This is a genomic window from Geobacter sp. AOG2 (assembly GCF_019972295.1).
GTDB lineage: Bacteria > Desulfobacterota > Desulfuromonadia > Geobacterales > Pseudopelobacteraceae > Oryzomonas.
The window spans coordinates 325,164-350,288 of record NZ_BLJA01000001.1 but is presented as its reverse complement, the minus strand read 5'-3'; the positions used below and the strand labels follow the sequence as shown (position 1 = coordinate 350,288).

Genomic DNA, 25,125 nt, shown 5'->3' with positions numbered 1-25,125 from the left:
ACCGTGGTACTCTTGCCCCCCCGCTTATTTTTGTTTATCATCAAGATTTTCCCAAAACATCCCGCTGGACATAGTTTCCCCCCCTCTGATAAAGTAACCACCCCATGAAAATCAAACGTCTCGAAATATCAGGCTTTAAATCCTTTGCCGACAAGGTGGTGCTGGATTTCCAGCAGGCGGTAACCGGCGTGGTCGGCCCCAACGGCTGCGGCAAGTCCAACATAGTGGACGCAATCCGCTGGTGCATGGGAGAGCAGTCGGCCAAGAACTTGCGCGGCAAAGCCATGGAAGACGTGATCTTTGCCGGCAGCGAAACCCGCAAGCAGTTGGGGGTAGCCGAGGTTTCGCTGGTCTTCTCCACCGAGGACGGCCGGGCGCCGGCCAAGTATCTGGAATATGCCGAAATTCAGCTTACCCGCCGACTCTACCGAGACGGCGAGAGCGAATACCTGATCAACAAGACCCCCTGCCGCCTGATGGACATCACCGAGCTGTTCATGGATACCGGCGTCGGCACCCGCGCCTATTCGATCATCGAACAGGGCAAGATTGGCATGATTCTGCACTCCCGGCCGGAGGAGCGACGCTTCCTGATCGAGGAGGCAGCCGGGGTCACCAAGTTCAAGTCACGCAAGCAGATGGCTTTGAAGAAAATCGAGGGGACCCGTCAGAACCTCTCCCGCCTGAACGACGTGTTGGGGGAAATTCGGCGACAGTTGGCCTCGTTGCAGCGCCAGGCGAAAAAGGCCGAGAATTTTCGCGAATACCGGGACGAACTCCGGGAGATCGAACTATTGTTCGTAGCCCGCGACTACCGCGATGCCCAGACCCAACGGGGAGATGCGGAACGGGAACTGGCGGCGCTCAACGAGCGCATCCGTGTGGTGTTCGCCGGGGCGGCCCTGGGAGAGTCCCAGGCGGAGGAGGCCCGGCTCCGTTTGCTGGAGGCTGAAAAGCGATTGGCTGTAACCCAGGAAGACATCTTCCGGGTCAGGAGCGAGTTCAACGCGGCCGAGAACGGCCTGAGCTTTCAGCGTAAGGAATTTACCGCGCTGGAGGGGCGGCTTGAGCGCCTGGGAGGCGAAGCCGGAGAGCGGGAAAAGCGTCTGGCCGAGTGTTCGGAGCGCCGAGGGTTGCTGCAACTGCGCCGGGACAGTTCCACCACCGATACCGCTGCCATGCAGGCGGAGCTGCAGCGGGCCGAGGAAGAACTGGCCGGGCACCAGCAGGCCGAAGAAGAACTCGGCCGCAGGCAGGAGGCGCGGCGCAAGGAGCTTTTTGCGGCCCTGGCCGAGTCATCCCAGTACAAGTTTCGGCACGAAACGGCCCAAAAGCGCCTATCCGGCCTGGCTGAACGGTTCGAGCGCCACCGCCGCGAAGAGCTACAACTCAGGGAACGATTGGAGCTGACCGGACAGCGCGCCGGAGCGTTGACAACCCAGATAGCCGAGGCGCACCAGGAGCAGGAGCAGTTCCAGGTGGAGTTGAACAACCTGCGCGGACGCGAGGCGGAACTAAGGCAGCGCCTGCCCGAGGTGGAAAAGAGCTGGCAGACCCGGAGGGACGACCTGAGCCGTACCTCGTCCCGGCTCCACTCCCTGCGGGAGTTGGAGGCCCAGTTTGCCGGTTACGGGCAGGGAGTACGCAAGCTTATGAAGGAAGAAGGGTTGCGCTCCCGCTTCAGCGGGGTCGTGGCCGATGCCGTCGATGCTCCTCCCGAGCTTGAGGCCGCCGTGGAGGCGGTGCTGGCGGACCGGCTCCAGTGTATACTCTGTATGGATGATGACAGTGCTCTGACGGCCCTTGGGTTTCTCAAGGGAAATAATGGAGGCCGGGCCAGCATCGCCCTCCCCCTGGAACAGGCTGCCAAACCCGCCCCCACAGTAACAGGAGCCACGGCACTGTCCGGTCTGGTCGCGGTCAATGGGCCGTTCGGTGGCCTGATCCGATTCATGCTGGCCAATGCCCTGCTGGTGGATGGGATCGCCGACGCTATTCGCCTTGCCCGGCAGCACCCAGAGCTTATTTTTGTCACTCGGGATGGTGATATGGCGGCATTGGGCGGGATTGTCACCGGCGGCTCCGCCGAGCAGGTCCAACAAGGCATCATCCATAAAAAGCGTGAAATCAAAGGGTTGGAAGAAATTGTGACGACGTTGGAGCGGGAAACCGCTTCCCTGGCCAACGAGCGGGACGAACTCCGCCGCCACGCCCAGGAGGTGGCCGAGGGCTTGAAGATTGCCGGGAGCCAGGCGCACCAAGCCGAGTTGAAGCGGACCGGCCTGACCAAGGACCACCAACTGGCGGCCGCCGAGATCGCACGGATCGAGGAGCGCTTGGCCCTGCAAGCCATGGAAACCGCCACCCTGGACGAGGAGCGGCAAGGGTTGGAGGCCGAGCTGCAACAATCCCACGAACGCTTGGGTGAGACCGATAGTGTTTCCCGCGAGCTTGAGCAGGAGGTCGGCCGACTGAAGGAGGAGTTGGAGGCGCAGCGGGAAAAGACGGCGGGAGCCCGTGAGCGGGTCACCGCCATCCGGGTACAGACTGCAACCCTCAAGGAACAGCATGAGGCTTACCTCCGCGACATCGCCGACCTGGAGCGACAAGTGGACGAGCTTACGCGGCGCCTGGCCGCCGACCGGCAGGAGTTGGAAACGGGCGGCGGCGAACGGCAGCGCTTGCTGGCCGCCATAGCTGCGGAATCGGAACGCCTGGAGGCGCTTGTCCGCCGCCAGGCCGAAGCCGAGAGCCTGCTGGCCAGCGCGCGGTCGGCCTGCGAGGAGGCGGGCGGCGCCCTGGCAGAGGCCGAGGCCCGAACCAAGAAGGCCCGGGAGGAGAGCGACTCGGTTCGTCAGCTCCAGGCGGACCTTAATCTGCGTTTTTCCACATTGAGCCTGAAAACCGAACATTTGGAACGTTCTGTGCAGGATAATAATCGCATCACCATGGCCGAGGCCCTCGCGCGACTGGAAACTGCGACGTTCGACGAGGTAGCCCGCCGGGCACGGCAGGTGGAACTGCAACGTCTCCTGGACGACATGGGCGAGGTAAACCTTCTGGCCATTGAGGAGTGCGCTGGCATGGAAGAGCGCTTCAACTTCCTTTCCTCCCAGAAAAACGATTTGGAAGAATCGTTACGCAGCCTCCAGCAGGCCATTCAGCGGATCAACCGCACCACCCGGCAGCGCTTCCTGGAGACCTACAACCAGGTTAATGCCACATTTCAGGAGGTCTTTCCGCGCCTGTTCTGCGGCGGTCGAGCCGAACTGCGCCTGACCAACGAGGAAGACCTGTTGGAGACCGGCATCGATATCATCGTACAGCCGCCGGGTAAGAAGCTCCAGAATGTGACCCTGCTCTCGGGCGGCGAAAAGGCATTGACGGCAGTGGCGCTGATATTCTCCATTTTCCTGATCAAACCGACGCCGTTCTGCTTGCTGGATGAGGTGGATGCCCCCTTGGACGATGCCAATATAGGCCGCTTCAACGACATGGTACGGGAGATGAGTGCCGTTTCCCAGTTCATTATTATCACCCACAACAAGGCCACCATGCAGGTGGCCGACACCCTCTACGGCATAACCATGGAAGAGCCGGGAGCTTCTCGGATCGTGTCGGTGAGACTGCACTGAAATCGTTTCGACGGAGAAGCGCGACGTTGGGGCCAAAGGCTGTGCCAGAGTATTGCAAGACGGTGTGATATCTGTTTTTATGCCCGCTTCGGGTGATTGCATATTGTCGTGAGGTTATGACCATGCCGTTTCAGAGTATTTTGAAAACGCTGGTGGAGGTGATCCCCCAGACAGTGGGGGCAATCCTGGTGGACTGGGAGGGGGAGGCGGTACAGGAGTGGTGCCATTGCGACCCCTATGAGATGCGCTTTATCGCTGCCCACAAAGGGATCATCCTGGCCCGGCTGAAAGAGATGCAGGGGAGCGAACAGGTGGGGGCAATCGAGGATGTGGTAGTGACCGCCAGTGAACGACACCTGATCATCGGCTGCATCGACGACGACTATTCTCTGGTGGTTGCTGTCGGCCGCGCCTGCCCGGCGGCCCTGGCATTGCATCATTTTCGCGCCGCCGTTGCGCGGCTCAAAAAGGAGATCTGATGGGGCAGCAGGAACAAAAAGGGTTTTTCCGGGGGTTGGTGGACAAGATAACCGGGAGCGGGCCATCGCAAACGAATGAAGTCGAGACGGCAGTTCCCCCCATCGAGGCTGAAGAGCTTCAGGATAGCGGTTCCGGGTTTTTCTCGCGCCTCAAGAGCAGCTTGAAAAAGACCAAGGATGGACTGGTGGGGCGTATCGACGCCCTGGTGATGGGGAAGAAGGAGATCGATGCCGACACCCTGGAGGAGTTGGAAGAAATCCTGATCACGTCTGACATCGGCGTCAAGACCACGGTGGAGTTGGTCCGGGCACTGGAACAGCGCTTGGGGCGCAACGAGCTGAAAGACGGCGAGGCGCTACGGGCGGCTCTCAAGGCAGATATCCTGGCGCGCCTGAACGCCCACCACAGCGTGCTCGACATCGATGGCCGACACCCATTTGTATTACTGGTGATCGGCGTGAACGGGGTCGGCAAGACCACCACTATCGGCAAACTAGCCTCACGCTTCACAGGCTCCGGGAAGCGTGTGCTCCTGGCGGCCGCAGACACCTTCCGTGCCGCGGCTGCCGAGCAGCTAGAAGCCTGGGGTGAACGGTCCGGCGTTGATGTTATCCGCCATCAGGAGGGAGCCGATCCTTCTGCGGTGGTCTTTGACGCCTGCAAGGCCGCCCTGGCGCGGAAGGTCGATATCCTGATCATCGACACGGCCGGCCGGCTGCATACCAAGGTCAACCTGATGGAGGAGATGAAGAAGATTCACCGCGTCATCAGCCGCGAAATCCCCGGCGCCCCCCATGAGACGCTGTTGGTGCTGGATGCGGCCACCGGCCAGAATGCCATTTCCCAGGCGCGGCTTTTCAAGGAAGCTGCCGGCGTTACCGGCATCGCTCTGACCAAGCTGGACGGTACCGCCAAAGGCGGCATTGTGGTGGCGGTCAGCCACGAATTCGGCCTGCCGGTCCGCTACATCGGGGTTGGGGAGGCGATTGACGACCTGCGCGACTTTAATCCGCAGGAGTTCACGGATGCCCTCTTCCAAGCCTGACAAAGTTACTGCCAAACCACGCCGAAGGGGCAGAGAAGCCCGAGATTTCACGCAATTAGGGCTTGACTTCGGTGCGGCCGTTGCGTATAGTAACCCCTCACGAAAGGAAACTTGCACCATGGATCAGGAACTGTTTGCGGCACTGGAAAAGAAGGTCGATGATCTGCTCGATAAATACTCGAACCTGAAAGCCGACAATACACAACTGGCTGAAGAGAATCAGCGACTCCGGTCGGAGCGCGAAGGCCTCAAGTCACGCGTCGATACCATTCTCGGCAAGCTGGAAGGAATTTGAATTGCCGGGAAGGCTGATGGGCCGATACTCGGCAACCTTTGACGATAAAGCCGGCTGGTGCGCCGGGAGACCGGCAAGCGCAGCGGGCACCCGTGAACCCATATGAAGACGACTCATCTGGTGACGGTGCTTGGCCGGGAGTTCCCGGTCAGGAGTTCGGCCTCCACCGAACAGGTTCAGGCGGTGGAATCGTTTGTCAATGCAAGACTGCAGGAGATCGGCGGCGCCCTTAAAAGCGGCGACGCGCAGTTAGTGCTCATGCTGGCGCTTCTTAACACCAGCGAGGAGTTGCTGGAACTGCGACGCTCCTCGGAGCGGGCAACATCCATCGACGTTTCGTTGCAACGGCTGATCGAAAAATTGGAAAAAGCCTGAACCTCTTGCAAAACTAAGGTTGTTCAAAAATAGTCAGATCGTCGCACCCGCAGAATACCCTTCGTGCGGTGTATAATTATGCGTGAGCATAATTATCGGTGACGGAGCGATAGCGTAGTCATCCCGTTTATCGGGACGCCGATAGGCGCTAAGATGGCTGTTTTTCAACAACCTTCCAGAAGTACAAGGTCTCGTAAGGGAGACTTGATCATATATTCGCATCAGCACCAATATCAGTCCCGGCAGGCGTGGCGACATCGCTCCCCGTCTGCTGATAACCTGACACCCGCAGAATATAAGTCAACGACGAAAGGAAGGAATCGCTCCCGAGGAAAAACCGGCGCCCAATCCAATCCTGCGGCACTCACGAGCCATTCCCCCCTTTCACCCTCCCTGATCGACCTTCCCGGGACGCTATCCCTCCGGGCACTCTTTATCTGTCTGCATACGAATCAGTTTTGCGTGGAATCAACGATATGCCCAAGCGATCCCTACGGCAACAGATGTTGGCCCGGCGTCTGGCGCTCAGCCAGGACGACTGGCGCTACGCCAGTATGCTGGCCCAGAAGAACCTTCTCAGCCTTGAAGAGTACGAACAGGCCGAGTGTATCGCCCTCTATGCCCCGGCGCGCAACGAGACCGATACCGCCGAGGTCGTGGCGGCCGCCTTCAGGGCCGGCAAGCGGGTGCTTTACCCGGCTGTCTGCGGAGAGCACATGGTGTTCCGCCAGGTGGAGGGGCTGGCAAGCCTCGAACAGGGGTGCTTCGGCATTCTTGAACCTTGTCCCACCGGCGTCGACCACCATGCAGACGAGGCCGACCTGATCGTGGTACCAGGGGTGGCCTTCGATCCGAGCGGCCACCGTATCGGCTACGGAAAGGGGTTTTACGACCGTTTCCTGCGGCATCCCGGCCGCAAGGCTCACCTGGTGGGGTTGTGCCACGATTTTCAACTGATCGACGGGCATATCCCGGCCGAAGGGCACGATATACGAATGGAGATCATCGTCAGCGATCGGAGAATTGTCCGTTGCGGAAGTAACCGGAGCCACCTCGATGGCCCGGATCAACAAACAGGCGGTTGAAAAAAACGGGGACACGGAATACGACGTGACCTCGCGGCAGTGCTTCAACGGTCTGATAGAGGAGGTTATTGATATGGAAGTGAGTATCTGGATGGTCGTGATTACCCTGGCGGTGGCCGCCGGGGCCTATTTTGCCGGTAGCAGGTTCAGTAAGAAGGATGCCGACGCCATCGTCAGGCAGGCAGAGGAACTGGCGACCAAGGTCATCGATGATGCCCGGCGCGAGGCCGAAACCATCACCAAGGAGGCCGAGCTCAAATCCAAGAACGCGGCCATTGAGGCCAAGGAAGAGTATGAACGCGAGATGCGGGAGAAGAAGCGGGATCTCCAGAGTCTCGAAAAACGCCTGGTTCAGAAGGAAGAAAACCTGGACAAGAAAGTCGCCCTTTTTGACCAGAAGGAGCTTGATATCCTGAAAAAGGAGCAGGTCCATTCCGCCAAGGAGCAGGCCCTTGCAGGACGTGAAGAGGAGTTGAAACAAGCCGTTGGCGCCCAGATGGCCAAACTTGAACAGATCTCGGGCATGTCGGCCGGCGAGGCCAAAAAGGAACTGATGAACACCATGGAGAGCGAGGCTAAGCATGATGCGGCCAAGCTCATCAAAATTATCGAAGAGGAAGCCCGCGAGACCGCCGACAAGAAGGCCAAGGAGATCATGGCCCTCGCCATCCAGCGTTATGCCGGCGAATACGTGACCGAACGAACGGTATCGGTCGTACCACTCCCTTCGGACGAGATGAAGGGCCGCATCATCGGGCGCGAGGGACGCAACATCCGCGCCCTGGAGGCGGCTACCGGCATTGATCTGATCATTGACGACACCCCCGAAGCGGTCATCCTGTCCGGCTTCAACCCGGTTCGTCGCGAGGTAGCCCGTCTTTCCCTGGAGAAGTTGATCGGCGATGGGCGCATCCATCCCGGCCGCATCGAAGAGGTAGTGGCCAAGTCCACTGAAGAGGTCGAGCTTTCCATCAAGGAGGCTGGCGAACAGGCGGCTTTTGACCTGGGGGTCCACGGCATCCATCCCGAGGTGCTCAAACTGATCGGGCGCCTCAAATACCGCACCTCCTACACCCAGAATGTGTACCAGCATTCGCTGGAAGTGGCGTTCCTGTGCGGCATCATGGCGGCGGAACTGGGGATCAACGTCAAGCAGGCCAAACGTGCCGGCCTGTTGCACGACCTGGGCAAGGCGGTGGACCACGAGGTGGAGGGGTCCCATGCAGTAATCGGGGCGGAACTGGCCAGAAAATATGGGGAATCCCCGAAAATCGTACACGCCATTATGGCCCATCACGAGGATGAAAAACCGGCCACCGTGCTGGCGGTACTGGTCCAGGCGGCCGATGCCCTCTCCGGCGCCCGGCCCGGAGCCCGGCGTGAGATGATGGAGACTTACGTCAAGCGCCTTGAGGATCTGGAGCGCATCGCAACCTCCTTCAGCGGCGTAAGCTCCTCCTTCGCTATCCAGGCCGGCCGGGAGATCCGCGTGATGGTATCCAGCGAGCAGGTCAGCGACGAGCAATCGCTGATCATGGCCCGCGACATTGCCAAGAAGATCGAGGCCGAGATGACCTATCCCGGCCAGATCAAGGTGAATGTAATCCGCGAAACGCGGGCCGTCGAGTTCGCCCGCTGATCCTCCACCGCGTACCCCTTGTCATCTCCCCCATGCCCCCTCCGAATAAGGAGGGGGCATAGAGAAAGCATCCATGATGAGCATCAACATCCTCTTTATCGGCGACATCATCGGCAAGCCGGGGCGCCAGGCCCTCTCCCGTGAACTGCACCGCCTGGTTGACCGATACACGGTGGACCTGATCATAGCCAACGGCGAAAATGCGGCCGGCGGTTTCGGCCTGACCACCGACACGGCAAAAGAACTGTTCGACACAGGTGTACATTGCCTTACCAGCGGTAACCACATCTGGGACAAGAAGGAGCAGGTCCCCCTTGTGCTGGCCGACCAGCGTATCCTCCGTCCCGCCAACTATGCCGAGGGCGTCCCCGGTGCCGGCAGCGTCGTTGTCACCACGCCGGGCGGTGTCAAGGTCGGAATACTCAATCTGGAGGGGCGAGTCTACATGAAAAACCTGGAGTGCCCCTTCCGCACCGCTGACCGTGAGATCGAACGGCTCCGTAAAGAAACACCACTTATCTTCGTGGATTTTCATGCCGAAGCCACCTCGGAGAAATCAGCCCTTGGGTGGTATCTCGATGGCCGGGTCAGTGCCGTTGTCGGCACCCATACACATGTGCAGACTGCTGACGAACGTATCCTGCCCCAGGGGACAGCCTACCTGACCGATGCCGGCATGACCGGGAGCTTTGATTCCGTGATCGGCATCGGCAAGGAAGAGGCTATCCGCAAGTTTCTCACACAACTGCCGGCAAAGTTCGAGATCCCTAAAAAGGATATCCGACTGAACGGGGTATTGATCGGTGTTGACGCCCAGAACGGCAAGGCGCTCAGCATAGAGCGCATTACCCTGAGTTGTTGAGTGTTTTGATGATTTGGGCTTGACTTGACCCATTGAACGGGCTAGTTTTTAAACGAACATATTTACTCGGAGGTGCTCCCTGTGGGCCTTTTGATCGGTACCGGTATCGTTGTCAGGATTGTCCTGCTCATTCTCATTGGTTTTTCGGTTCTGTCGTGGACCATCATCATGTTCAAGTTTTTCCAGATCTACAAGGCCAACAGCGACTCGGAACGCTTTATGGATTTTTTCTGGAAATCCAAGCGGTTTGACGCCATTGCCTCCCAGGTGGACCGCTTCACCGGTTCGCCGTTGACGATGCTGTTCAACGAGGGCTACGGAGAGTTGACCAAGTTCGTGGAAGGTAGCGGCAAGACCGACGCCAGCATCCTCAGCACCGATCTGGGCGGGATCGAAAACGTGTCTCGCGCCCTGCGCCGCGCAACCAACTCGGAGATCACCCGCCTGGAGAAATACACCACCTTCCTGGCCACTACCGGCTCCACATCGCCGTTCATCGGGCTGTTCGGGACGGTCTGGGGCATCATGACCGCCTTTGAAGGGATTGGCAAAACCGGCTCCGCGTCGCTGGCCGTGGTGGCTCCCGGCATTGCGGAGGCGCTGATCGCCACCGCCATCGGCCTGGTGGCCGCCATCCCGGCCGTCATGGCCTACAATCACTTCCAACACAAAATCCGCGTGATTATTAATGAGATGGACAGCTTCTCCACCGAGTTCCTGAATATTGTGCAACGAAACGTTGCGGGGAAATAACCGATGGCAATGGGCGGACGTAATGACAACAGGGGCACGATGGCGGAGATAAATGTCACCCCGCTGGTTGACGTCATGCTGGTGCTCCTGGTCATCTTCATGGTGACCGCGCCGATGATGCAGCAGGGGGTCCAGGTAAACCTCCCCAAAGCCGACACCAAGGCCATGAATCCGGCAGAGGAAACGGTAGTGGTCACCGTAGACAAGAACAACAAGGTCTTCATCAACAAAGAGGAAACACCGGCCGGAGATCTGCGCTCCAAGTTGACTGAAATGTTCGCTACGCGGGCCAAGAAAGAGGTTTTCCTCAAGGCGGATGCCGGCGTCCCTTATGGCGAGGTCGTAAGGATCATGGCCGACATCAAGGGGGCCGGGATCGAGCGGCTCGGCATGGTGACGGAGCCGGCTCCGAAATAAGATGATTGCAAGGCAGGAAACACATGACACCGGTATGGGTGTCAGCTTTCTTATCTCCACCGTCATTCATCTGGCGGTTTTTTTGTTGCTGTTGTGGTGGGGGCGGATTTTTCCGCCAACCATGGCCGTTGAAGAGACCTATTACGTCGATGTGGTCAACCTGCCCGTAGCCAATCCGCGAGCCGGCAGCCCGACCCAAAAAGGGAATGATGCCGAAGCGCCACCTCCTCCGCCAGCGCCCGAAACCCCTCTAAGCATGCCGTCGCCACCGCAGCCAAACCTCAAGGGGCGCACCGCAACAAGCGGAAAAACCGAAAAAAATGATAAACATGAGACCTCCAACGATGCGGCCTTTGCCGAGAGAATGGCAAAGCTTGAGAACAAGGCCGCGTCCCAACAAGAGGAGGCGACCCTGGAGCGGTTGCGCAAGAAACTCAGGACGACCGGCAGCGGGAGGGCCGGGATGCCGGCCGGCAGCGGCAGCGAGGCAGGCAGCGACTACACTGCCTACGTCCAGTCGCGCCTGAAAGATGCCTTCTATCAGACCATTACCTATACCAGCAAAAACCCTGAGGTGGCAGTCCACCTGTATATCGATACCGATGGTAAGGTGGTCCGCCAGAAGATTGAAAAAAGCAGCGGCGACCGGACCTTCGAGCTTGCGGTGCTGAGGGCGATCGAAAAGGCCGGGGATAAGCTCGTTCCGCCGCCAAACCACAGGGTCTTCGAGGGGTCGTTCCTCTTCAAACCCCAGGGCATTTCCCGTAACAAGCCGTAGCGAGGCCTCCATGAAACTGTTTCTCACCCTGATGCTGATAGTTGTCCTTCCGACCGCCGCTCTCTGCGCCCAATCCGGTTATATCGAGGTAACCGCACCGGGCAACCGCCAGCTCAAGCTTGCGGTCGAGATCCCCCACACGCAAAACGACACAGCGGCAGCTACGGCCGCCGCCAAGGAGATGGCTGACGTTATTGCCTTCGACATGAATATGTCCGGTATTGTCAACACCGACATAAAGGAACCGGGGCCGCTTGCTGGCGGCCTCATGTTCGGCGCGACCGATTTTGCCCAGTGGCGTGCGGCAGGGTACGATCTGCTGGTGCGCGGCGAGTGCAGTCTTGCCGGGGACAACCTTACGGTGGAGTTTCGCCTCTACGATATCCTCAACAACAAGATGATGACCGCCAAGCGCTACCTGGGGAAGAACAAGGACCTTCGCCGGTTCGCCCATTCATTCGGCGATGAAATCCTGTTGCAGATGACCGGCGAACGAGGACCCTTTACAACCCATATCGCTTTCATCTCGACCCAGTACGGCAACAAGGAGGTCGCCATCATGGATTGGGACGGCCACAACCTGCTGCCGCTGACCAGAAACGGTTCCATCAACCTCAATCCCGACTTTTCGCCCGATGGCCGGGAGATCATCTTCACCTCGTACAAGCGCGGCAACCCCGACCTATACAAGCGTGCACTTTCCAACACGATCGAGATCCCCCTGTCCCGGCACAGAGGGCTCAACATCACCGGCACCTGGTCGCCGGACGGCACAAAGATAGCCTTATCCCTCAGCAAGGACGGTAATGCGGAGATCTATACCATCTCCAAGGATGGGAGCAATCCCCAACGTCTGACCGTCAGCCCATCCATAGAGGTTTCCCCGGTCTGGTCGCCGGACGGCAGCCATATCGCCTTTGTTTCCGACCGGTTGGGTAAACCGCAGATATTCGTGATGGACGCCAAGGGCGGTAATGTTCGGCGCCTGACCACGACTGGAGCGTACAACGTCAACCCCCGCTGGTCTCCCAAGGGGGACAAAATCGCCTATGCCCGCATGCAGGGAGGGGGATTCCAGATCTACGTCATCAATGCCGACGGCAGCGGCGACACACAACTGACGACCGCGGGAAGCAACGAAAATCCCGCTTGGTCGCCTGACGGACGGTTCATAGCCTTCAGCTCGAAAAGGGGTGGCCCGAACATGATCTATGTCATGCGAGCCGATGGTGGCTCCCAGGTCAGGGTCAGCCAGGGAAAGGGAAACGCGACCCAGCCGGCGTGGTCATCCCGTTAAACATAACAGAGAGCACGCCCTCCGATCAGCCTGAAATTATTCCCGGTTTGCAATTGCAAATCTTTTCCTCTGTTGTATAATTTATTCGTGTTGAAACAATTGCACAATAAATTCAAAGACCAAGGAGAATTGTTATGAGACAAGGGACGATGGCAGTGCTGGCAGCACTCGGCCTGGCGGCTTTTCTGGCTGGTGGTTGCGCAAACAAAGAAGTGGTGAAGAGTGAGGAACCGGTGGTAAAAGCCGAGCCGGCAAAAGCGCCGGAGGCGGCCAAGGCGGAAGCTCCCCAGCCGGCCAAACAGATGCCGGTTGAGCAGGCAACCCCAGCTGCCGAGCCGATCAAACAGGCGGAACCCCAGGCTGTCGCAGCGCCGGCAGAGGAGACCGCTTTTGAAAACATCTATTTTGATTTCGACAAATCCGATTTGGGCAAGGATGCCCGTGATGTGCTCACCAAAAATGCCGAAATCCTGCTGAAAAACAAACCTTCCATCAAAATCCAGATTGCCGGGAATTGCGACGAACGCGGTTCGGCCGAATACAACCTGGCACTGGGTGAGCGGCGTGCAAAATCGGCCCAGCAATATCTGATCACCCTTGGGGTGCCCGCCGATCGTCTCTCCACCATCAGCTACGGCAAGGAGAAACCGGCTGTTGAAGGCCACGACGAGGCCGCCTGGGCAAAAAACAGGCGAGACGAATTCGTTATCATGCACTAACACCAGCACATTCGTTCCATAGTCATGCCTTATGAAAAATACGCCGGAATGCTGATCGCATCCCGGCGTATTTAATTTTGCAGGATCCTCACACATTGGGGAAACATTAGCTTCTTCAATAGCTTTACCTTGACTTTTTAAAAGATAATATATATAGCTTTTCATATATTATTTTATTTCAGGGAGTATCCGGTGAAACAGGCATTCGCGATTATTACGCTGGCTGTGATGACGGCAGGACAGGCCACCACCGCATTTGCGGCTCAGCACCTGACCCTGAAGGAAGCCATCGGCATCGCCTTGGAAAAGAACCATCTCGTCAAGGCCGCCGGTCATCACGCCGAGGCTGCGCGCCAGGGTGTAGCCATGGCCGAATCCTACTATTACCCTTCCATCTCCTTCGAGGAGACCCTTGCCGCTTCCAATGCGCCCACCCAGGCCTTTATGATGAAACTTGACGAAGCTCGCTTTACCCAGAACGATTTTTTGCCCAACAACCTCAATCACCCTTCCGCCTATCACGATTTCAGGACCGCCCTTACCGTCAACCAGCCTCTGTACCGCCCCTCGACGGCTCCGGTCAGGGAACTGGCCGCCAAGGAGTCCGAAAAGCAGGATTTGGCGCTGGAGGCTGCCAGACAGGACACCGCCTTCCAGGTCTTCAGGCGCTACCTGGAGGTACAGAAGGCCGCGGCCCAACTACAGGCAGCCGACCAGGCGATCAAAGACGCCCGTGAAAACATGCGGCTGGCAACGGTGCGTCGTGACGCGGGGGTCGGGCTGCTCTCGGACGAGCTCCGCGCCCGAACACACCTTTCTTCCGTCGAGCAGCGACTTATCAGCGCTCGTAACGATCTGGAGCTGGCAAAAATGCGCCTTGCCAACGTCATTGGCCTCAATAACGGCCAGGAGTTTGATATCGCAGAACCGGCGGCAGCCCTTAGTCCGGCCATCTCCTCCGAAGACCTTGTCGCAACGGCCCTGGAAAACAGGAAAGAGTTGCAGCAAAACCGTGCCGACCTGGCAAAATCCGAGGCGGCTCTCAAGCTGGCCCGTAGCGCCTACCTGCCTGAGGTAGGCGCCTTTGCCTCCTACCAGATGAACGCCAAGGACGCCCCCTTGGGGGCCGACAACGATGCCTGGATGGCGGGAGTAAGCCTCAAATGGCAGATATTTGACGGGTTTCGCCGCTCCCATGATCGGGATCGTGCAACCGCCGAGCGGGCGGCCGCCGCCGAGTCTCTGGAACAGTCGAGCAGGGACATCGCCCTCCAGGTACAGGAGAGCCGACTGCGAAGGGAAGAGATGGGCAAGCGGCTTGAGGTCGCCCGCAACGCCCTGCGGGATGCCGAGGAGACGGTGCGCCTCCTGACACGGCGTTTCGAAAACTCCCTGGCCACCATGGTTGAACTGCTGGATGCCCAGAACGCGCTCAACCAGGTACGCTCGGATTTGGCGGAAAGCGAGGCCAACTACGTTCTGGCCGGTGGGCGGGTCTATTATGCCGCCGGAACATTCCTGAAGGAGATTATGAAATGACGCGTTTCTTTTGTCTGTTCGCCTTAGCCTTGTCGGCGGCTAGCCTGAACGGTTGCGACGGAAGAGGACATGATGCCCGGCAAGAGGGAAACTCTCCGGCAATCATAGTGAAGGGCATCCAGGTGGAAACGGTGAAAGCCTCTGCGATCCCGGACATACTGGAGGTGGTCGGCACCGTAAAAGCACGTACCAGCGCCGTCGTTTCGGCCCGTATCCCCGGCGCCGTCAGCATGCTGAAAGTACGCGAAGGAGAGCGGGTAAGGAAGGGACAGATCCTGGCCCGTTTGGATGCCCGGGAGAGCGGGGCTACCGCCGCCGCTGCCGTGGCAGGAGCCGACGAGGCGCAGCGTGCCCTGGATGAGGCGTTGGCCCGCAAGCGACTGGCCGACGTGACGTTCGGGCGCTATCAGCGCCTGTATGATGAACAGGCCGTTACCCGTCAGGAGTTCGACATCAAGCGGACTGAAAAGGAGGTGGCGGCCCAAGGGGTTGCCCGGGCCGAGGCCCGCTACAAGCAAGCCGGGGAAGGAGCACGGGCGGCTTCCCGCATGGCTGATTACATGACGATAGTTGCGCCGATCTCCGGGGTCGTAACTACTAGACAGGTTGACTTGGGTTCTACGGTTTTCCCGGCCCAGCCGTTGATGACCATTGATGACGAGGGGAGTTACCTGCTTGAGCTGGCTCTGCCGGAATCCTTGGTAACCAAGGTTAAGGCCCAGACGCCGGTGCAGGTCACCCTGGATGCCTTGAACGTGACCTTCAATGCCAGGATTGCCGAGATCGTCCCGTCGGCCGATCCCCGGAGCCGCACGTTCATCGCCAAAGTGCCGCTTACCCGGAAAGGGGTGACATCGGGCATGTTTGGGCGCGGTACCGTTAGCCTGGGTAGTAATTCCAGCGGCATTCTGGTCCCGGGCCGGGCTATTGTGGAACGCGGAGCTCTGACGTCGGTCTGGGTGGTGGATCAAGGTAATGTGGCCCGCATGCGGCTGGTTAAGACCGGAAAGACCTTTGGCGATAAGGTTGAGATCCTCTCCGGCCTTTCGGACGGTGAGCGGGTGGCGGTATCTGGAGCAGAAAAAGTCAGCGAAGGCGCAAAGGTGGAATAGACCATGAAACGTCTTGGCTTTGCCGGAAAGATAGCCCACGCCTTTATCGACTCCAAGCTGACGCCGCTGATTGTTGTCGCCTCGCTGCTCCTGGGTGTATTTGCGGTCAAGATGACCCCACGGGAGGAAGAGCCCCAGATCGTTGTGCCGATGGTGGACATCTACCTCCCCCTCCCCGGCTCCTCCCCTCAGGAGGTACAGGAGCGGGTGGTGAAGCCCTTTGAAGGCAAGCTCTGGGAGATCAAAGGCGTCGAATACCTTTACTCCATGAGCCGGCCCGGCATGGGGATCATCACGGTGCGCTTCCTGGTGGGGCAGCCCATGGAAGATTCACTGGTCAAGCTCTACAACAAGGTCATGAGCAACCACGGCATCCTTCCGCCCGGAGCGGGTGAGCCGCTGGTGGTACCGAAATCCATCGACGATGTCCCCATCATGGCTCTGACCCTCTGGTCCCAGCGCTATGACCACGCCACCCTTCGTACACTGGCCCGCGAGATCTGTGACGACCTGAGAAAAAGTGAAAATGCCGCCGAAACGGAGATCAAGGGGGGGTTGACACGTCAGATGCGGGTGTCCCTGGACGCCCCGCGATTGGCCGGTTATGGCCTTTCTCCCCTCCAGGTGGCGGCAGCCCTCCAAAAAGGCAATGCCGAACTTTCCTCGGGCTCCTTCACCAGCGGCAATCGGGAGATGCTGGTGGAAACCGGCAACTTCCTGGGGGACGAAGAAGCGGTCAAACGCCTGGTGGTAGGGGTATACAACAGCAAGCCGGTCTATCTGGCCGATGTGGCCCAGGTCACCGACGGGACCAAGGTGCCGGACACCTATGTATTCATGGGGCTTGGGCCTGGAGCCCACGCCAAAGGCCTGACCGGCGACCCGAAGCAGGATTATGCCGCCGTCACCATCTCAATTGCCAAGCGCAAAGGCGCCAACGCAACCTGGGTGGCCGAGGACCTGCTGAAAAAGGTCGAAGCCCTCAAAGGCACGTTGATCCCCTCCGATGTGCAGGTTACCGTAACCCGTAACTATGGCGAAACCGCCAAGGAAAAGAATAACGAACTCCTGTTCCACATGTTCCTGGCGGCGCTTTCGGTCACGATCCTGATCGCGCTGTTTATGGGGTGGCGGGCCGGAGCGGTGGCCGCCATCGCCATACCGGTCACCCTGGCCCTGACCATGTTGATCTTCTACCTGATCGGTTATACCTTGAACCGCATCACCTTATTCGCCCTGATCTTTTCCATCGGCATCCTGGTGGACGATGCCATCGTGGTCGTGGAGAATATCCACCGCTACTTCACCACCACCATACTCAAACCCCTGGAGGCCGCCGTCCGGGCGGTGGATGAGATCGGAAATCCCACCGTACTGGCCACCTTTGCGGTAATTGCCTCGATCCTGCCCATGGGCTTCGTCGGCGGGCTGATGGGGCCGTACATGCGCCCCATCCCGGTGGGCGCCAGCATGGCCATGCTCTTCTCCATGCTGATCGCCTTTATCGTAACGCCCTATTTTGCCTATCGCTTTATGAAAGGGGAATCCCATTACGGCTCCAGCGAGGCGCCTGAAGACTCAAAACTGACCGTCTTTTACCGCAAGGTCATGGGAGCCTTGATCCATAATGTCGCGTTGCGTTACAGCTTTCTCGCTGGCGTGGTGATCCTTCTGCTCCTTTCCTGTTCGTTGATCTGGTTCAAGGCCGTTACGGTCAAGATGCTCCCCTTCGACAACAAGAACGAGTTGCAGGTTATCATCGACGCACCGGATGGAACGCCTCTGGAGCAGACCGCCCGCATTACCCGTGAGATGGGGGACGCCCTGCGGAGCGTGCCCGAGGTCAGCGATTTCCAACTCTACATCGGCACCAGTGCACCCTTCAACTTCAACGGTCTGGTGCGTCATTACTACCTGCGTAAAGGACCGAATCAGGCCGACATCCAGGTCAACCTGTTGCGCAAGGACGAGCGCAAAGACCAGTCCCATACCATTGCCAAACGTATTCGCCCCCTGTTGAAGGCGGTTGCCGACAAGTACGGGGCACGGGTCAAGGTAGCCGAGATACCCCCTGGGCCGCCGGTCCTCTCGACCCTGGTGGCCGAGGTCTATGGCCCTGATGACGCCAGCCGCGCGGGGGTCGCCGCCAAGATCAAGGCGATCCTGGCCCGGACCGCCGGGGTGGTTGATGTGGACTGGTACCGGGAGGACGACCAGAAAAAGGTGACCTTTACCGTTGACCGGGAAAAGGCGGCCCTGGCCGGCATCGCGGTGGCGGATGTGGCGCGGACCCTGAAAATCGCTCTGGGCGGCCAGGACGTTGGGCTTCTGCATCTGCCTCGGGAAAAGGAGGCGGTTACCATCAACCTGCGGATGCCCGTTGCCCAGAGAAGTTCCGTAACCGATCTTTCGTCGATCTACGTCTCCGGCCCCGGGGGTAACGTACCGCTCTCCCAATTGGTGCGAGCCACCACAGGGGATGAGGAAAAGACCCTGTATCGAAAAAACCTGAAAAATGTCATCTACGTCATCGGTGACGTGGCCGGCCAGATCGAGGCCCCGGTCTATGCCATACTCAAGGTAGGAAAAGAGATTGCCGCCCTGCCGACGCCCGATGGTGTGAAGTTGGAGGTGCTGGCGTCCCGTCAACCGTGGAGCGAAGCGCACATGGGCATGAAATGGGACGGGGAGTGGCACATCACCTACGAGGTATTCCGTGACCTGGGCTTGGCATTCGGCGCGGTTATGGTGCTGATCTACATCCTGGTGGTTGCCTGGTTCAAGGACTTTACCACCCCTCTGGTAATCATGGCCCCCATCCCACTAACCCTGATCGGCATCCTCCCGGGGCATGCCTTGTTCGGCGCCTTCTTTACCGCCACCTCCATGATCGGCTTCATCGCCCTGGCCGGCATTATCGTACGTAACTCCATCATCCTGATCGATTTTGCCGAGATGAAGCGCCGTGAGGGGATGGCGTTGGACGAGGCCATCATCGAGGCTGGCGCGGTGCGTTTCCGCCCCATGTTGCTGACCGCCGCGGCCGTGGTGGTGGGAAGTTTCGTGATCGTCTTCGATCCGATCTTCCAGGGACTGGCCATCGCCATGATGTGCGGCGAGATCGCCTCAACAACCCTGTCCCGGGTGACCATACCGATCCTGTATTATCTGGTGCAAAGCTGGAAAGAACGGCATAATAATAAGCAGGAAGCATGATGAAGCCGGGATGGCCGAGCCAAGGTTGCACACCGGTTCGTCCCGCATATCAACACACGAAAGAGGATTACATGTTCTGGTCGCAAAATGTACAGCCGTCTTCGGAAGAGGTGGAGTTGGCCCAGCAGTGCCGCGCCGAGGCCGAAGCGCTTTACCGCTCGGGAAGATATCACTGCGCCGAGGCGGTGCTGGCGGTGATCAGGAACCATTTCCGCCCCGACCTTCCGGAGGAGGTGGTGCAGATGGCCAGCGGCTTCGGCGGAGGTTCCGGCTCCGGTTGTATCTGTGGAGCCGTATCAGGCGGTACTGTTGCCCTGGGTCTGACGCTGAAGGAGAACAAGAAGCAGATCACCCACCTTACGCGCGAACTACATAGCTGGTTCAAGGGAAAATACGGCGCAACCTGCTGCAAGACCATCCGTGCCACCAATGACAAGGGAATCTGCCCCGTGCTGACGGGGGAGGTGGCAGGCAAGATAGCGGAGCTGTTATCGAAACACTAAGATGTTGCCCGCTCGTCGATAACGGGAGGAAACAAAGGAGAAACTCACATGAAAGAAGAATATTACGTCGAACGGGTGGTCCGCATCGTCGCCGGGTCATTCATCATCATCTCGCTGCTTTTGGCTCATTTTCATTCCCCCTACTGGCTCTGGTTCACCGGTTTTGTCGGCCTTAACCTGTTCCAGTCCGGCTTCACCCAGTTCTGCCCGATGTTCACCATCCTGGAAAAGCTGGGGGTGCCGCGATTTCCCAAAGGGTGTTGCCCGACGCGGGACTAGGAGGTTGTTGAAAAACAGCCATCAGGCCTTCGTCCTCAAAAACCCTTTTGTGCGGCGTAGCGCTGCTACGCCTCCGCAGGTTTTTTTGCGGGTGCGACGATCTGACTATTTTTGAACAACCTGGGTTTTCCAACAGACTGCTACAGTGTGCACATCACTTGGCGGACCCGGTATTCACCACCGATGATGAGGTACTCTCCCTCTCCTTTCATGATACTGCCGGGAAGCAGGTCGTTGTAGAAGAAAACCTTGCTGAGCGGCACGTTAACCTGCCACACCGTGGAGCCAAACTCCCAGGCTCGCTCTTCGTCCGAGGTAAACGAAATCAGGTTGTTCAGACGGACGATCTGTTCGCGCTTGCCGATCTGTTCCAACACACTGTGTTCGCTGGCGTCGTAGGTGCCTCGATAGAGGGATATGGTCCGTGTTGCCGGATACTTGCGGACTAACTCGTACTGGCAGTACTCGTAGAGCAGATCGAGCTGCGATTGGATGGCGTTGGTTCGGGCGCTCCCTTTCATGACATCCACCGAGTAATCGAAATAGGCCTCGCTGTGGATGTTGGAAATCCTGGCGCGGTGAAAGGTTGGGGTGATGCCCATGCGGCTTTCGACCCAGCGCTTGAGTACCGCCCCTTCTATGGAGTTGGAATCCATCATCCAGCCGCGCAGAAAGCGCAGGTAGCTGTTCTTGATGCTTTTGCGGGCGGTGTCGGTCGCTTGGTCCTGCCAGTTATGGAGTTGGAACTTGACCGACATGAAGTCATTGAAGATCAGGGCGCGCTCTTCTTGGGAGGCGATGGTGGCCAGTTTCTCGAACAGGAAGCGGTTGGCCTCCTTGACGCCCTGAATCTCCAGCGGTTGGGGATTCTCGTTGAAATGACGCGAGGCGATAACCCAAGGGGGCAGGTTGCAATAGTTGAAGGAACCATGTTCCACAGGTTATCACCTCATTGTGAAGGGTGTGCAATCAAGCCGGAGCAATCCGGGCGATATTTTACAGAATCTTTGCCAGTTCCACCAGTGTTGCCTTAATGGGACCGGATACCGCGAAGGGGGTAATCCCAAGCTTCTCCAGCTCTCCTTGAGGGTGCTCTCCCATCTGGGCAGTCACCACCGCCCGGCACCCCTGCAAGGCATCGGCAATCTCTCTCAGGGCATGTCCGCGCAACGGATTATCCGGGTTAAAGCTGCAATAACGCTCAACTTTTTTCTCATCCACCAGCTTGGCTTCGCTTTCCTCAACATCGTAAATAAGAAACCGCTCGGCATGTCCGAAGTGCTGGTTGATCTCCTTACCGTCCTTGGATGCGACTGCTATGAGCATAACACCTCCCTTGCCATAATCCGGCAGTCTCAAAACTGCCGGATTATGGTCGGCCTTCTACAGCGAAACCGGTTCAAACGTGAAACATTTTTTCGAGCAGGTGCGGCCGCACGCCTGGCAACCGATGCAGTTGCCGTCGTTCTCGATCTTCATGAACATTTTGGCCGAATCGTCCTCGTCCAACTCCTCGAACGCCAAAACATCGTGGGCGCAGACTTTGAAACAGCGGCCGCAACCGATACAGAGCTCTTCGTCGATGGATTTGATGAATTGAGGGGTCCACTCTTGTTTGTCTTTTGTGAGCGCAGTGATGTAAGCCATGATTCTTTCCTCCATTATGGTTGTGTGGTGCCGCGCGGGGGCGCGTCAGTCCTCTAAAAACGATGTGGCCTGTTCCTTGTTCATTGCTTTTCTGAGCCATGGCGGCGGGTTGCCGCGCAGTACCTCTTGAAGGCGCTCGACAGTCTCCTTCAGGCTCACTTCTGAGCCGGTTTTCATCGGGTGGATCTTCTGGGCGACCAATTTGGCCGCCGCCGGGCCGCCGATCTGCATCGTATAAACGATGGCGCAGTCGGCAATTGCCGAGGCCCTGGCCATAATGCGGTCTTCCTCGTCATCGGCCGTGGTGATGGCGCTAATGGTGGTGAGGAATGCCGCTTCGTCCGGGCCTACCTCCCAGATGTGAAAATCCTGACACTGCCCAAAATGCTGGTCGATCATCTCGCCGGTTGAGGTGGTAAACGCTATTTTCATGGTCAACTCCTTTTTTTGCCCCACAAACCAGGGGACTCAGCGAAACCGGGTGTATCTGCATCCGCCCGACTCCAGTTGTCCCTGTCTGCCCTATGGTGAAATAACCCTTTTCAGTTATGCGCAAACTTCTGCGCTTCCTTGGCATTGGCCTGGAACAGGTTGGCCACCTCAAATACCAGGTTCATGGTCCCCCGGTAGCCGACCCAGACCTTCTGGTGGGCTCCCAGACGATCAAAGACCGGCACGCCTGCCCGCAGGTGCGCCCCAATCTTGAGCTTACCGGCAGCCTGACGGCCGTTGGAATTGGCCACCAGCAGATCGACGTCCCGCGCGGCCTCTTCCAAATCCTCCAGATCGCCGACAAAGACATTATCGCTCGGCAGGGCGTCCAACCCCCGGGTACGAGTGGCACTGAGGGCTGCCTGGATCTCGCATCCCATGCCGCTCAGGAAGGTGGTCAACGCCTTAAGGTTGTCCGACTCCAGCGCAAGGGCCACCTTCTTGGTGCCGAACTGGTAGTGGCTGTCCAGCATGGCGTCCATCAGGCGGCTCCGCCAGCGGCGGTGTTTCTCCGGTATGGGGAGTCCGGCGATGGCACTGAGCGTTTCCATGAAGCGGTCGGTCTCGGCCAAGCCGGTCAGAGAGTTAAAGCCGTAGGCCGGGATATCGAATTTTTCCTTCAGCTTCATTCCCGCCTTGGCCAGGGAATCGCCGATATACAGTGTTGCCACGCTCCGCCCTGCCTTGCGGATATCATCTACCGCAATGCCGCCGGTGGAAAGCGGTGAGACCACATCATCAACGTGTCCGTCCATGGCATTGGCGATGTCCGGGATAGTCAGCACGGTGAGGCCGAAGGATTCGACCAGTTCCTTGATCTCTTCCACATCAGCGGGCGTGAGGTGCGCGCCCGGCAGCAGGTTGACCTGCCTCTCGATAGCCGTCCCCCCCTCCGGCAGGGTGGCGACAATCGCTTCGACGGTGGCCGCATATCCCTCCTGCAGTGAACCGCAGTAATCCGGTGTGGATGCCCACACAATGGGTACACCGGCATAGTCGGGGTTTTCCTGGCGGAAGTGGACGATGGCACTCTGCACATCGTCGCCCATGGTCTCGGTCAGACCGGAGGTCATAATGCCGACCACTTCGGGGCTGAATTTGTCGATAACCCGCTTGATGCCCTTCTTGAGATTTTCCCAACCGCCGAAGATGGCGGTATCCTCGCTCATGGCGGTGCAGTTGAGGGCAATCGATTCTTTGTAATGCCGCGATAGTTGCAGACGTATAAAGGTGGAGCACCCCTGGGCGCCGTGCAGCAGCCCCAGCATGTTGTCGATCCCCAGGTAGGCCATGGTTGCACCCAGGGCCGGGGAATTCTTCTGCGGGTTGACCGTGGCGCACTTGGTGGGCACCTTGACCCGTGAGGCCGACATATCCTCGGCCAGAAACGTAGCGGCGTGGCCCGCTGCCGCAGCGACATCGAAGGCAAGCTGCTCGTCGCTCTTCTCCCACGGCGCCGGCTGGTTGATCACTGGCCAGATAGGGTTGTTGACCGTCAGGTCGAGCTGACGGGCAAAGGTCACCATACCCTCGTAACCGGCATAGGGATGGGATCGCCCATGGTTGATGTCCAAAAACGGGGTTTTGGTTTTGAGCGCCAGATACTTGGTCTTGCCCCCCGCCACGATCAGGTCCGGCATCTTCTCGGCCATAACCGCCAGGAGTCCGGCAGTGGAGGTGTCCTCAATGATTTTGGCGTCCTTGTGCATCAGCCCCTTCATGCGATAGAAGTCTTCCAGGGTCGAGTTCTGGGTGCCTGCCGCCAGAATCTCAACGCCCAACTCCCGCATGGAGTTGACCATGGACCAGGTCTTGACGCCGCCGGTGAACAACACGGCCCGCTTCCCTTCCAACCGGGCGCGAAAGGGGGCGATCCGCTTGCGGCACGCCTCCTCTTCTTCGGCCAGAAGCTGTTCCACCCGGTCCTGCATGGTCCGCTTCTCCAGTCCGTTGACGATATTGTCCAACTCGCGTGCAATGTCCCTGAGCGCCTTGGCTGTATCGGTCATACCGTAAAACGACTCTTCCAGGTAGGGCATACCGTAGTTTTTTTGCATCTTCTTGGCCAAGTTGGTCAGCGATTTGGAGCAGATAATGATATTGAGCTTAGCCCGGTGGGCGTATCGCAACTCCTCGAATTTGGCATCTCCGCTGATGCAGGAGAGGATCTGGATGCCCAGGCGGTTGAAGAGTGGCAGCATGCCCCACAGGTCGCCGGCAATGTTGTACTCGCCGATCAGGTTGATTGGGTAGTCTCCCAGAACCGGCGGTTCGGCCGTGCCGATCACGTGCTTGAACAGGATCTCGCCGGCCAAGCGGTTGCCGATATTCTTGTCGCCGATAAAGCCTGGGGTATTGACTGGGATGATCGGAAGTGAAATCTTTTCTGAGGCGGCCTTGCAGACCGCCTCCACGTCGTCGCCGGTCATGGCTGTCACGCAGGTCGCGTAGACGAACATGGCGTTGGCCTGTCCTTTGTAACGTTCAGCCAAGTCCAGAATGGCCTTGTAAAGCTTCTTTTCGCCGCCGAAGATAACGTCATTCTCCAGCATCTCGGTCGTAAAGCCGCGCCGATAGAGTTGCGCTCCGGAGGAGCGGGCGCCGCGGTTGTCCCAGGAGTTGCCGGCGCAGGCGATGGGGCCGTGCACAAGATGGATCACGTCAGTGATCGGCATCAATACGACGCGAGCGCCGTCATAGGCGCAGGATCGTTCGGTGCCTTCGCCGGGTTCGGATTTCTTGCAGAACTTCGGCGCACCCTTGTCGTTAGTTTCACAGTCGGTTGTATCGTACCAATCGGGCTTTGCCATAATGTTCCTCGCCTTCCTATGGATGAGCCTGCGGAGGTCCCCCAATACAAAAGGCGCTCCACCCCGAAGAATGGTGGCGCCTTTGCCAAGTATCTTTCCTGTTTCGGTCGCACTTGCTGGTCTCGTCAGTGTATGCATCCACTTTGC

Annotated in this window: 23 protein-coding genes; 18 read left to right on the top strand and 5 right to left on the bottom strand. The window is 58.6% G+C overall.

What is annotated here, in order from left to right; genetic code table 11:
* Nucleotides 1–104: 104 nt before the first annotated feature.
* From smc to LDN12_RS01440, 18 genes are all read left to right on the top strand, one after another.
* A complete protein-coding gene (gene smc / locus LDN12_RS01525; protein WP_223920932.1) occupies nucleotides 105–3,635 on the top strand; it encodes a chromosome segregation protein SMC in 3,531 nt (1,176 codons plus the stop codon).
* Nucleotides 3,636–3,757: 122 nt separating this feature from the next.
* Complete coding sequence (locus tag LDN12_RS01520) at nucleotides 3,758–4,114, top strand: hypothetical protein (RefSeq protein WP_223920931.1); 357 nt, start codon at nucleotides 3,758–3,760, stop codon at nucleotides 4,112–4,114.
* The gene (ftsY, locus tag LDN12_RS01515; RefSeq protein WP_223920930.1) at nucleotides 4,114–5,160 is read left to right on the top strand and encodes a signal recognition particle-docking protein FtsY; all 1,047 of its coding nucleotides are present in this window, start codon (nucleotides 4,114–4,116) and stop codon (nucleotides 5,158–5,160) included. Before LDN12_RS01520 ends, ftsY begins: the two co-directional genes overlap by 1 nt.
* A gap of 118 nt (nucleotides 5,161–5,278) precedes the next feature.
* Complete coding sequence (locus LDN12_RS01510) at nucleotides 5,279–5,455, top strand: cell division protein ZapB (protein ID WP_223920929.1); 177 nt, start codon at nucleotides 5,279–5,281, stop codon at nucleotides 5,453–5,455.
* Nucleotides 5,456–5,557: 102 nt separating this feature from the next.
* The gene (locus tag LDN12_RS01505; protein ID WP_223920928.1) at nucleotides 5,558–5,830 is read left to right on the top strand and encodes a cell division protein ZapA; all 273 of its coding nucleotides are present in this window, start codon (nucleotides 5,558–5,560) and stop codon (nucleotides 5,828–5,830) included.
* A 476-nt stretch (nucleotides 5,831–6,306) separates the two neighbouring features.
* Nucleotides 6,307–6,915: a 5-formyltetrahydrofolate cyclo-ligase gene (locus tag LDN12_RS01500; RefSeq protein WP_223920927.1), complete on the top strand. Its 609-nt coding sequence runs from the start codon at nucleotides 6,307–6,309 to the stop codon at nucleotides 6,913–6,915.
* Between the two features lie 91 nt (nucleotides 6,916–7,006).
* Nucleotides 7,007–8,554: a ribonuclease Y gene (gene rny / locus LDN12_RS01495; RefSeq protein ID WP_374045070.1), complete on the top strand. Its 1,548-nt coding sequence runs from the start codon at nucleotides 7,007–7,009 to the stop codon at nucleotides 8,552–8,554.
* A gap of 76 nt (nucleotides 8,555–8,630) precedes the next feature.
* Nucleotides 8,631–9,416 carry a TIGR00282 family metallophosphoesterase gene (locus LDN12_RS01490; RefSeq protein ID WP_223924002.1) on the top strand — a complete coding sequence of 262 codons (786 nt, stop codon included), beginning with the start codon at nucleotides 8,631–8,633 and terminating at the stop codon, nucleotides 9,414–9,416.
* An 81-nt stretch (nucleotides 9,417–9,497) separates the two neighbouring features.
* Nucleotides 9,498–10,169, top strand: coding sequence for a protein TolQ (gene tolQ / locus LDN12_RS01485; protein WP_223920926.1), 672 nt, complete (start codon nucleotides 9,498–9,500; stop codon nucleotides 10,167–10,169).
* A gap of 3 nt (nucleotides 10,170–10,172) precedes the next feature.
* Nucleotides 10,173–10,586, top strand: coding sequence for a protein TolR (tolR, locus tag LDN12_RS01480; protein WP_223920925.1), 414 nt, complete (start codon nucleotides 10,173–10,175; stop codon nucleotides 10,584–10,586).
* Between the two features lie 34 nt (nucleotides 10,587–10,620).
* Nucleotides 10,621–11,364 carry an energy transducer TonB gene (locus LDN12_RS01475; RefSeq protein WP_223920924.1) on the top strand — a complete coding sequence of 248 codons (744 nt, stop codon included), beginning with the start codon at nucleotides 10,621–10,623 and terminating at the stop codon, nucleotides 11,362–11,364.
* Nucleotides 11,365–11,374: 10 nt separating this feature from the next.
* Entirely contained in the window at nucleotides 11,375–12,661 is a 1,287-nt protein-coding gene (tolB, locus tag LDN12_RS01470; RefSeq protein WP_223920923.1) for a Tol-Pal system beta propeller repeat protein TolB, read from the top strand.
* Between the two features lie 134 nt (nucleotides 12,662–12,795).
* Nucleotides 12,796–13,380, top strand: a complete 585-nt coding sequence (gene pal, locus LDN12_RS01465) for a peptidoglycan-associated lipoprotein Pal (protein ID WP_223920922.1) — start codon at nucleotides 12,796–12,798, stop codon at nucleotides 13,378–13,380.
* A 192-nt stretch (nucleotides 13,381–13,572) separates the two neighbouring features.
* Nucleotides 13,573–14,919 carry a TolC family protein gene (locus tag LDN12_RS01460; RefSeq protein ID WP_223920920.1) on the top strand — a complete coding sequence of 449 codons (1,347 nt, stop codon included), beginning with the start codon at nucleotides 13,573–13,575 and terminating at the stop codon, nucleotides 14,917–14,919.
* The gene (locus tag LDN12_RS01455) at nucleotides 14,916–16,031 is read left to right on the top strand and encodes an efflux RND transporter periplasmic adaptor subunit (RefSeq protein ID WP_223920918.1); all 1,116 of its coding nucleotides are present in this window, start codon (nucleotides 14,916–14,918) and stop codon (nucleotides 16,029–16,031) included. The genes LDN12_RS01460 and LDN12_RS01455 overlap by 4 nt, the downstream gene beginning before the upstream one ends.
* Before the next feature lie 3 nt (nucleotides 16,032–16,034).
* Nucleotides 16,035–19,247 carry an efflux RND transporter permease subunit gene (locus LDN12_RS01450; protein ID WP_223920916.1) on the top strand — a complete coding sequence of 1,071 codons (3,213 nt, stop codon included), beginning with the start codon at nucleotides 16,035–16,037 and terminating at the stop codon, nucleotides 19,245–19,247.
* A 71-nt stretch (nucleotides 19,248–19,318) separates the two neighbouring features.
* On the top strand, nucleotides 19,319–19,750 hold the full coding sequence (locus LDN12_RS01445) for a C-GCAxxG-C-C family protein (RefSeq protein ID WP_223920914.1): 432 nt from the start codon (nucleotides 19,319–19,321) through the stop codon (nucleotides 19,748–19,750).
* A gap of 48 nt (nucleotides 19,751–19,798) precedes the next feature.
* Nucleotides 19,799–20,029: a DUF2892 domain-containing protein gene (locus LDN12_RS01440; protein ID WP_223920912.1), complete on the top strand. Its 231-nt coding sequence runs from the start codon at nucleotides 19,799–19,801 to the stop codon at nucleotides 20,027–20,029.
* Nucleotides 20,030–20,169: 140 nt separating this feature from the next.
* On the opposite strand, the gene LDN12_RS01435 is transcribed toward LDN12_RS01440, so the two are convergent.
* From LDN12_RS01435 to LDN12_RS01415, 5 genes are all read right to left on the bottom strand, one after another.
* Entirely contained in the window at nucleotides 20,170–20,967 is a 798-nt protein-coding gene (locus tag LDN12_RS01435) for an NAD(+)--dinitrogen-reductase ADP-D-ribosyltransferase (protein ID WP_223920910.1), read from the bottom strand.
* Nucleotides 20,968–21,025: 58 nt separating this feature from the next.
* Entirely contained in the window at nucleotides 21,026–21,355 is a 330-nt protein-coding gene (locus tag LDN12_RS01430; protein WP_223920908.1) for a NifB/NifX family molybdenum-iron cluster-binding protein, read from the bottom strand.
* A 57-nt stretch (nucleotides 21,356–21,412) separates the two neighbouring features.
* Entirely contained in the window at nucleotides 21,413–21,676 is a 264-nt protein-coding gene (gene fdxB / locus LDN12_RS01425; protein WP_223920906.1) for a ferredoxin III, nif-specific, read from the bottom strand.
* Between the two features lie 45 nt (nucleotides 21,677–21,721).
* Nucleotides 21,722–22,108 carry a nitrogen fixation protein NifX gene (gene nifX, locus LDN12_RS01420; protein WP_223920904.1) on the bottom strand — a complete coding sequence of 129 codons (387 nt, stop codon included), beginning with the start codon at nucleotides 22,106–22,108 and terminating at the stop codon, nucleotides 21,722–21,724.
* A gap of 110 nt (nucleotides 22,109–22,218) precedes the next feature.
* On the bottom strand, nucleotides 22,219–24,978 hold the full coding sequence (locus tag LDN12_RS01415) for a bifunctional nitrogenase iron-molybdenum cofactor biosynthesis protein NifEN (protein ID WP_223920902.1): 2,760 nt from the start codon (nucleotides 24,976–24,978) through the stop codon (nucleotides 22,219–22,221).
* Nucleotides 24,979–25,125: the final 147 nt, after the last annotated feature.